The sequence below is a fragment of the Marilutibacter spongiae genome (assembly GCF_014145325.1).
In the GTDB taxonomy this organism is placed as follows: domain Bacteria; phylum Pseudomonadota; class Gammaproteobacteria; order Xanthomonadales; family Xanthomonadaceae; genus Marilutibacter; species Marilutibacter spongiae.
The window spans coordinates 84,699-92,746 of record NZ_JACHTF010000018.1; the positions used below are offsets into that span (position 1 = coordinate 84,699).

Sequence of the window (8,048 nt, forward strand, 5' to 3'; positions counted from 1 at the left end):
CAAGAGTCGGGCCAATCCCGTCATGAGCCTGCAACAGGGCGGATTAGCGCGGGGTGAGGCTCCCGTAAGCCTCGCGATAGGCCAGCAGGCGCTCGCGATGGCCCGCCAGCGTGCTGTCGGAGGCGGTGAACGCCAGGAGATCGTCCAGGGTCGCGACCCGGACCACCGGCAGGCCCTGCTCAATTGCGACACTTTCTGCCGCGGAGCGTCGGGATGTCGCGGGGTCGACGGCTTCCTGGCGATCGAGCGCGATGACGATGCCGGCGGGCAGGCCGCCGCCCGCCCGGATGATGCCCAGCGCCTCGCGGATGGCGGTGCCGGCGGTGATCACGTCGTCGACGATCAGCACCCGGCGTCCGTCCAGCGGCGCCCCGATCAGGTGGCCGCCCTCGCCATGGGACTTGGCCTCCTTGCGATTGAAGGCCACCGGCAGGTCGCGGCCGCGGCGCGCGTACTCGCAGGCCAGGGCGGTGGCCAGCGGGATGCCCTTGTAGGCCGGTCCGAACAGCAGGTCGAAGTCGACCCCGTCCGCATCGACCGCATCGGCGTAGCAGACGGCCAGCTCGGCCAGGCCGGCGCCGGTGTTGAACAGGCCGGCGTTGAAGAAATAGGGGCTCAGCCGGCCGGATTTCAGCGTGAATTCGCCAAAACGCAGGGCCTGGGCGCGCAGCGCCAACTGGAGGAAGCGGGTGCGGTGGTCGGGCACGGGGATGACGGGTCTGTGTCGGGGGATGCAAAAGCATACCCGAGCCGTCCGGGAGGGCCTTTCCGGCCCTCGCTTCGTCCCGGCGGAGCGACTAAGGTGGGCGGATTCCCGCATCCCGTTCCCGGCTTTCGATTCCCGTGAAAATCATCAGCTTCAACGCCAACGGCATCCGCTCCGCCGCCAACAAGGGCTTCTTCGACTGGTTCCGCGCTCAGGACGCCGACATCCTGTGCATGCAGGAGACCAAGGCGCAGGAAGACCAGCTGACCGATGCCTGCTTCCGGCCGGATGGCCACCACTGCTTCTACCGCGATGCGATCACCAAGAAGGGCTACAGCGGCGTGGCGATCCACAGCCGCCGCGAGCCCGACGAGGTGCGCACCGCGCTTGGCTGGGCGCCCTTCGACGACGAGGGACGCTACATCGAGGCGCGCTTCGGCAACCTGAGCGTGGTGTCCTTCTACATCCCGTCCGGCTCCTCGGGCGAGGCGCGTCAGGGCTTCAAGTTCGAGGTGATGGACTGGCTGCGGCCGATCATGGACGAATGGCTCGCCAGCGGGCGCGACTACGTGCTGTGCGGCGACTGGAACATCGTGCGCAGTGCCCGCGACATCCGCAACTGGAAGTCCAACCAGAAGAACTCCGGTTGCCTGCCGGCCGAGCGAAGCTGGCTCAGCGGGCAGATCGCCGAGGACGGCGGCAGCGACGGCACGCCGGGACGCGAGGGCGGCTGGGTGGATGCCTACCGGCGCCTGCATCCCGAGGGCGAGGACTACACCTGGTGGAGCAACCGCGGCGCGGCCTACGCCAAGGACGTGGGCTGGCGGCTGGACTACCAGCTGGTCACGCCGGGCCTGGGCGAACGCATGCTGGCGTGCTCGATCGCGCGCGAACCCCGCTTCTCCGACCATGCCCCCTTCAGCGTGGAATACGCCGGATGAGCGAGGCACCGGAGGCGCCCGCCAAGGCCGACCCGGCACCACCGGCCCGACCGGGCTGGCGCGATGTCCTGGCCCGGCTGCGCCAGCCCAAGGTGCTGGTCATGCTGTTGCTGGGCTTCAGCTCGGGCATCCCGATCTACCTGGTGGGCAATACCCTGGGTTTCTGGATGCGCGAGAACGCGATCGAGCTGTCGACGATCGGCTTCCTGTCCTGGGTCGGCCTGGCGTACTCGCTCAAGTTCCTGTGGGCGCCGCTGGTGGACAAGGTCGATGCCCCGCTGTTCGGCCGCTGGCTCGGCCGGCGTCGCGGCTGGATGCTGTTGTCGCAACTGGTGGTCGCGGCGGCCCTGGTCGGCATGGCGCTCGTGGAGCCGCGCGAGGGCCAGCTGCTGGTGGCCGGCATGGCGGTCGACCACCTCGTCGTTTTCGGTGCGATGGCGCTGGTGGTGGCCTTTGCTTCGGCCACGCAGGACATCGTCATCGACGCGTGGCGCATCGAGATCGCCGACAGCAATGAACAACAGGGCCTGCTGACCTCCGCCGCCACCCTGGGCTACCGCGGGGCGCTGCTGGTCACCGATGCGCTGATCCTGATCATGGCCGCGCAGGTGGGCTGGGTGGTGTCCTACGAGGTCATGGCGCTGCTGATGGGCGTGGGCGTGGTCGCGGTGCTGGTCGCCCGCGAGCCCGCCGCCAGCGTGGTCGCCGCGCGTACCCCACATCCGGCGCTGTTCACCGCGCAGGGGCTGTTCGACGCGCTGGTCGGCCCCTTCGTCGCCTTCTTCCGGCAGCACGGCAGCTGGGCGCTGCTGATGCTGCTGACGATCAGCCTGTACCGGCTGCCGGACTTCGTGATGGGGCCGATGGCCAATCCCTTCTATGCCGACCTGGGCATCGACAAGGAGACCGTTGGCGCCGTGCGCGGCTCGATCGGCCTGGTCGCGACCATCCTCGGCATCGCCGCCGCGGGCCTGAGCGCGGTGCGCTTCGGCTTCGTTCCCACCTTGCTCGCCGGCGCGGTGCTGGGACCGGGGTCCAACCTCGCGTTCGCCTACCTCGCCCTGCACGGCGCCGATCCGGGCGTGTTCGCCGGCGCGATGGTGATCGACAACTTCTGTAGCGGCTACGCCGGCGTCGCGCTGATCGGCTACATGTCGAGCCTGACCCACATCGGCTACACCGCCACCCAGTACGCGCTGCTCAGCTCCTTCTATGCCCTGTTGGGAAAGGTGCTCAAGGGCTTCTCCGGGGTTGCGGTCGAGCACCTGGAAACCGGCCGAAGCCTGCTGGAGGCCTATTCGCTGTTCTTCGTCGGCACCGCCGTCGTTGGCCTACCGGCCCTGCTGTTGTGCATACTATTGACCGTCCGCCGACCGCGGACGCCCGTGGGGGGCGGGTTGGAGCCATCAACGTCCGACTAGACCGCGCGAGTGCCTTGCCGACACCATGAGTGAAATCATCCTGAGAGACTTCGACGCCGTTCTCCTCGAGCGCGTCAACCGGGTCGCCGAAGCCCACGGATGGAGCCAGCAGTCGGCGTTCGCGCAGATCATCGAGCAGGGTCTCTACGTGTGCGAAGGCGAGCTTTCGCGCAGCCTCGACGACGCCGACGCCCGCGCGCTGCAGGACGCGATCGCGGCGATGGAGTCGGTGCCCAGCGACCAGGGCTTCGCCATGATCGGCCGCGTCGACCCCGACGCCCACCCCGGCGATGCCGGGCCCGACCAGTCGATCCGGCAGGACATGTTCGACGGGCGCGACGACGCGGCTTCGGCCGAGAAGGCCTGAAGTCCCGGCGCCGGTCGCTCAGGCCGGGTGGACCACGCCAAGCACGCGCGGCCCGCGCGCACCGCTGACACTGGGCAGGTTGCCCGCGCGACCGGCCAACGCCTGTCGCGCCAGCCACGCGAACCCCATCGCTTCGACCAGGTCCGGGTCCACGCCGTGGACCGCGGTGGACTCGACCTGCACGCCGGGCAGGTGCGCCGCCAGTCGCTCGAGCAGGCGCGGGTTGCGTACCCCGCCCCCGCAGGCGAGCACGCGGCGGGTGTCGCGCTGCTGGGCGAGGAGGGCGTCGGCAATGGTCTTCGCGCTGAGTTCCATCAAGGTGGCCTGGACGTCGGCGACGGATTCGTCGCCCTGCAGGCGGCCCTCTACCCAGTCCAGATGGAACTGCTCGCGTCCGGTGCTCTTGGGCGGCGGCAGGGCGAACCAGGGCTCTTCGAGCAGTCGCGCCAGGAGGGCCGCATCGATCCGGCCCGAGGCCGCCAGCGCACCGTCCGCGTCGTGCCCCTGCCCCGTGTGGCGCAGGCACCAGGCGTCCATCAGGCAGTTCGCCGGGCCGGTGTCGAAGCCGCGCACACCGCCCGCAGGATCGGCCGGCAGCAGCGTCAGGTTGGCGATGCCGCCCAGGTTGAGTACGGCCCGGTCCTCGTCGCGCGAGCGCAGCAGGGCGTCGTGCAGGGCGGGCAGCAAGGGCGCGCCATGCCCGCCGGCGGCGACGTCGCGGCGGCGGAAGTCGGCGACGGTGGCGATGCCGGTGCGTTCGGCGATCACGTGCGCGTCGCCGATCTGCCAGGTGAAGGGGTGGTGTCCATCGTGCGCGGCGCCGGCTGGCCGGTGGCGCACCGTCTGCCCGTGCGAGCCGATCGCCCGTACCGACCGCGCCTCCACGCCGGCCTGGCCGAGCAGCTGCAGCGCGGCCAGGGCGAAGTGCTCGCCGACCTGCACGTCGAGCGTGGCGATCTCGTCCAGGGATTCGACCTTCGCGCCCTGGCCGATCTCGACCAGGCGCCGGCGCAGGGCGTCCGGCCAGGCATGCGTGTGGCCCTCCAGCAGCTGGCAGGCGCCAGCGTCGTCGAACCGGACCAGCGCCGCATCGATGCCATCGGCGCTGGTGCCCGATATCAGGCCGACATAGAGACCGGGGGCATCAGGGGTGCCGGGAGCCAACGGGTCGGGCATGTGCATCTGCTCGCGGGGAAAGCCGACGCCAGCCTAAGGCCGGCGTGCCCCGCCGGCCAGTCCCGCGTGCGCGGGACCGTTCGCGCGGGGCTTCAGCCCTTGCCGCCGGGCGTCGTCGCTTCTGCGCTGGCCACCTGTCCGGCATCGGCACCTGTGCGCGCGTAGATCAGCTTCTCGAACTGCTCGATGCGCGCGAGCGCCGGGCCCGTCTGGGCACGGAAGGCTGCCAGCTGCGCGCCCTTGAGCGGCTCGGGCGGCGGCATCGTCACCGTGAGCGGGTTGCGGTGCACGCCGTTGACGCGGAATTCGTAATGCAGGTGCGGGCCGGTGGCCAGGCCCGACGCGCCGACATAGCCGATCACGGCGCCCTGGGGCACGCGCTGGCCGACCTTGTACTTGCCGAAGCGCGACATGTGCGCGTACAGCGTGGTGTTGCCGCGGCCATGGTCGAGGATCACCGTGCGGCCGTAACCGCCCTTCCAGCCAACGAACTGCACGCGGGCGTCGCCCGCGGCCATGATCTGGGTGCCGCTGCGCGCACCGTAGTCGACGCCGTCGTGGCGGCGTACGCGCCCCAGCACCGGATGCTTGCGCGCGCGGCTGAAGCCGGAGGTCACCCGCGCGAACGGGATCGGCATGCGGATGAAGGCCTTCTTCAGGGGGCGGCCGTCGGCGCTGAAGTACTCGGCGGTGCCGTCGTGCTCGAAGCGGAACCCCGAATAGGTCTTGCCGCCGGTGGTGAAGGTCGCGGCCAGCACTTTCCCGCGGCCGATGCGCTCGCCCTCGCGCCAGGTCTCGTCCATCACCACGCTGAAGCGGTCGCCGCGCTGGATGTCGGTGTTGAAATCGATGTCGTACTGGAAGATCTGGTCGGTCAGCACCGCGATCGTCGCGGGCGACAGGCCGGCCTTGCGCGCGGCGGCGTAAAGCGAACTGGTGATCTCGCCGGTGGCGACCGCGGTACGGGTTTCGACCGGGCGCTCGATGACGTTCTCGCGGATGGCGTCGCCGTCCAGGGTCAGCTCGACGCGATGCATGTCGTCCTGGTCGAAACGGAATGCGCGCAGCGCGCCGTTGACGGGGAGGTCGAAGGCCAGTTCGGTGCCCGGGCGCAGGCGACCCAGCGCAGCCTTCGCGCTGGGTTGCTCCAGGATGCGGTGCAGGGTGCTCGCCGGGACGCCCATTTCCTCGAACAGCTCGCCCAGGGTCTGCCCGCTGCGCACGCTGACGATCTGCCAGCTGTCGCCTTCCACGCCCCGCCTGGGGTGCGATACCGGAAGCGGCGGCAAGGCCAGTGCCATTGACTGCCGTGGCACCGCGGTCGGCGTGGTCACGTCCTGGTTGAAGCCGGGGACGATGGCCGCCACCAGCAGGCCCATCGACGCGAACAGGCTGGCGGTCATCCACTGGCGACGCGACCAGCGGCCGTTGAATCCATCGGAGAGGTGACGTGCCAGCACCGGGCGGTGCAGGGCGGCTTCGCGGAGTGCCTTGAGGCGCTTGCGCCGGTTCGAACCGGAACCCGGTACAGTCATGGAACGATCTCCCCTGTGCGAGATGTGAAAGCAGCGTGTCGGGGGTACCATAGTCACGCGAGCAACACGCGTCAAACCCTTGATGCTGAATGGATTTTCGAAGCTTCAGTTGGGTTAACCACCCTTTAACCATTAACCGTGCCGGCCGTCGCATTCAGGTTCGGCGCCGCCACCCGTAGAGAGTCCACCTTGTCCACCCACGACGCCCTCGAACTGATCGGCCGCGGCGCCGACGAAATCCTCAAGCGCGACGAGCTCGAAGCCCGCCTCAAGCTGGGCCGGCCGCTCCGCGTCAAGGCCGGTTTCGACCCCACCGCGCCGGACCTGCACATCGGCCACACCGTCCTGCTCAACAAGATGCGGCAGTTCCAGGACCTCGGCCACCAGGTGGTCTTCCTGATCGGCGACTTCACCGGGATGATCGGCGACCCCACCGGCAAGAACGCCACCCGCAAGCCGCTGACCCGCGAGGACGTCCTCGCCAATGCGCAGACCTACGCCGACCAGGTGTTCAAGGTGCTCGACCGCGAGCGGACCGAAGTGCGCTTCAACTCCGAGTGGTTCGGCCAGATGGGCGCGGCGGACATGATCCGGCTCGCGGCGCAGCACACCGTGGCGCGGATGCTCGAGCGCGACGACTTCGCCAAGCGCTACGCCGCCCAGCAGCCCATCGCGATCCACGAATTCCTGTATCCGCTCGTGCAGGGCTACGATTCGGTCGCGCTGCAGGCCGACGTCGAACTGGGCGGCACCGACCAGAAGTTCAACCTGCTGATGGGGCGTGGCCTGCAGGAAAGCCACGGGCAGGCACCGCAGATCGTCCTCACCATGCCGCTGCTCGAAGGCCTGGACGGCGTCCAGAAGATGAGCAAGTCGCTGGGCAACTACATCGGCATCGACGAGCCGGCGATCGACATCGTCACCAAGACCATGAAGATCGACGACGTGCTGATGTGGCGGTGGATCGACCTGCTGAGCTTCGACATCGGCGTCGCCGAGGCGGCCACGCTCAAGCGCGACATCGAGGCCGGCCAACTCAATCCCCGCGACGTCAAGCTTCGCCTCGCGCGCGAGCTGGCGGCGCGCTTCCACGATGCCGCCGCCGCCGAGCTCGCTGTCGCCGGCTGGAACGCCGCCGTCCGCGGCCAGGGCGACACCGCGCAATTGCCGCTCAACGACGTCGTGGTGCCGCCCGAAGGCCTGCGCATCGCCGCGCTGCTGACCGCCGCGGGCCTGACGCCCAGCAACTCCGAGGCCAGCCGCAAGCTCAAGGAGCGCGCGGTGCGAATCGACGGCGATGTCGTCGAGGACCCCCAGCGCGTGTTCGAGCCCGGTTTCGAGGCCGTGCTGGCCGTGGGCAAGCGCAACTTCGCCCGCGTGCGCCTGGTCGCGGCCTAGTCGCGCCACGCCGCCGCCGGTCCCCGTGCCCGGTGCCGGATGCAGCGTCTTCGCCTGACGCCGTGGGCGGCGTAAGGGAATGTGAAAAAAAGCTTCCCAAAGTGTTTGTGAGTGTGCACAATGCGCGCCCCGCTGCCGGGTAAGAGTGAAGGCGTCGGGGGTGTGTTGGAGGCGGTTGTCGGGAAGCGGTTGACGGTTCCGGGAGTTGCTGTAAGATGCGCGGCCCGCTGCCGGGACGAGTAGGATGAACGGCGCGGGGATTTCGGGAAAAAGTCGTTTCGAAAGGTGTTGACGGCCCTGAAATCTGCTGTAAGATGTGCGGCTCCCTCGGGCACTTTGGTGACGGGGCGGAACGCGGCGCTGAGGCCGGTTCCGATGATCTTTGACAGTGTGCGCAGGTGACTTGTGCGGCCGTCTGGCGGGTGGATAGTTGTCCATCGCAGACGTCCGAACAGGAACCAAGTCAATTCAAATGCATGCAAATGCAAGCGATGTAATTTGGGA

7 protein-coding genes are annotated in these 8,048 nt (G+C 69.1%); 4 read left to right on the forward strand and 3 right to left on the reverse strand.

Translation table 11 applies throughout. The features are described 5' to 3' along the window. Positions 1–43: 43 nt before the first annotated feature. Complete coding sequence (gene pyrE / locus H4F98_RS14540; RefSeq protein ID WP_182688558.1) at positions 44–706, reverse strand: orotate phosphoribosyltransferase; 663 nt, start codon at positions 704–706, stop codon at positions 44–46. 137 nt (positions 707–843) lie between these two features. Between pyrE and H4F98_RS14545 the strand changes: the two genes are divergently transcribed. Genes H4F98_RS14545 through H4F98_RS14555 form a run of 3 tightly spaced genes read left to right on the forward strand, consistent with a single transcriptional unit; the run spans position 844 to position 3,435 of the window. Further along, the gene (locus H4F98_RS14545) at positions 844–1,647 is read left to right on the forward strand and encodes an exodeoxyribonuclease III (RefSeq protein WP_182688559.1); all 804 of its coding nucleotides are present in this window, start codon (positions 844–846) and stop codon (positions 1,645–1,647) included. Then, positions 1,644–3,068: an AmpG family muropeptide MFS transporter gene (locus tag H4F98_RS14550; protein WP_182688560.1), complete on the forward strand. Its 1,425-nt coding sequence runs from the start codon at positions 1,644–1,646 to the stop codon at positions 3,066–3,068. Before H4F98_RS14545 ends, H4F98_RS14550 begins: the two co-directional genes overlap by 4 nt. Before the next feature lie 25 nt (positions 3,069–3,093). Then, positions 3,094–3,435, forward strand: coding sequence for a hypothetical protein (locus H4F98_RS14555; RefSeq protein WP_182688561.1), 342 nt, complete (start codon positions 3,094–3,096; stop codon positions 3,433–3,435). A gap of 18 nt (positions 3,436–3,453) precedes the next feature. Here the strand turns inward: H4F98_RS14555 and H4F98_RS14560 are convergent, their stop codons facing one another. Together H4F98_RS14560 and H4F98_RS14565 are read right to left on the reverse strand one after the other, a co-directional pair. Then, a complete protein-coding gene (locus tag H4F98_RS14560; RefSeq protein ID WP_182688562.1) occupies positions 3,454–4,611 on the reverse strand; it encodes an anhydro-N-acetylmuramic acid kinase in 1,158 nt (385 codons plus the stop codon). Between the two features lie 92 nt (positions 4,612–4,703). After that, on the reverse strand, positions 4,704–6,146 hold the full coding sequence (locus tag H4F98_RS14565) for a peptidoglycan DD-metalloendopeptidase family protein (RefSeq protein WP_182688563.1): 1,443 nt from the start codon (positions 6,144–6,146) through the stop codon (positions 4,704–4,706). A 189-nt stretch (positions 6,147–6,335) separates the two neighbouring features. On the opposite strand from H4F98_RS14565, the gene tyrS reads away from it, so the two are divergent. After that, positions 6,336–7,544: a tyrosine--tRNA ligase gene (tyrS, locus tag H4F98_RS14570; RefSeq protein ID WP_182688564.1), complete on the forward strand. Its 1,209-nt coding sequence runs from the start codon at positions 6,336–6,338 to the stop codon at positions 7,542–7,544. Positions 7,545–8,048 lie beyond the last annotated feature (504 nt).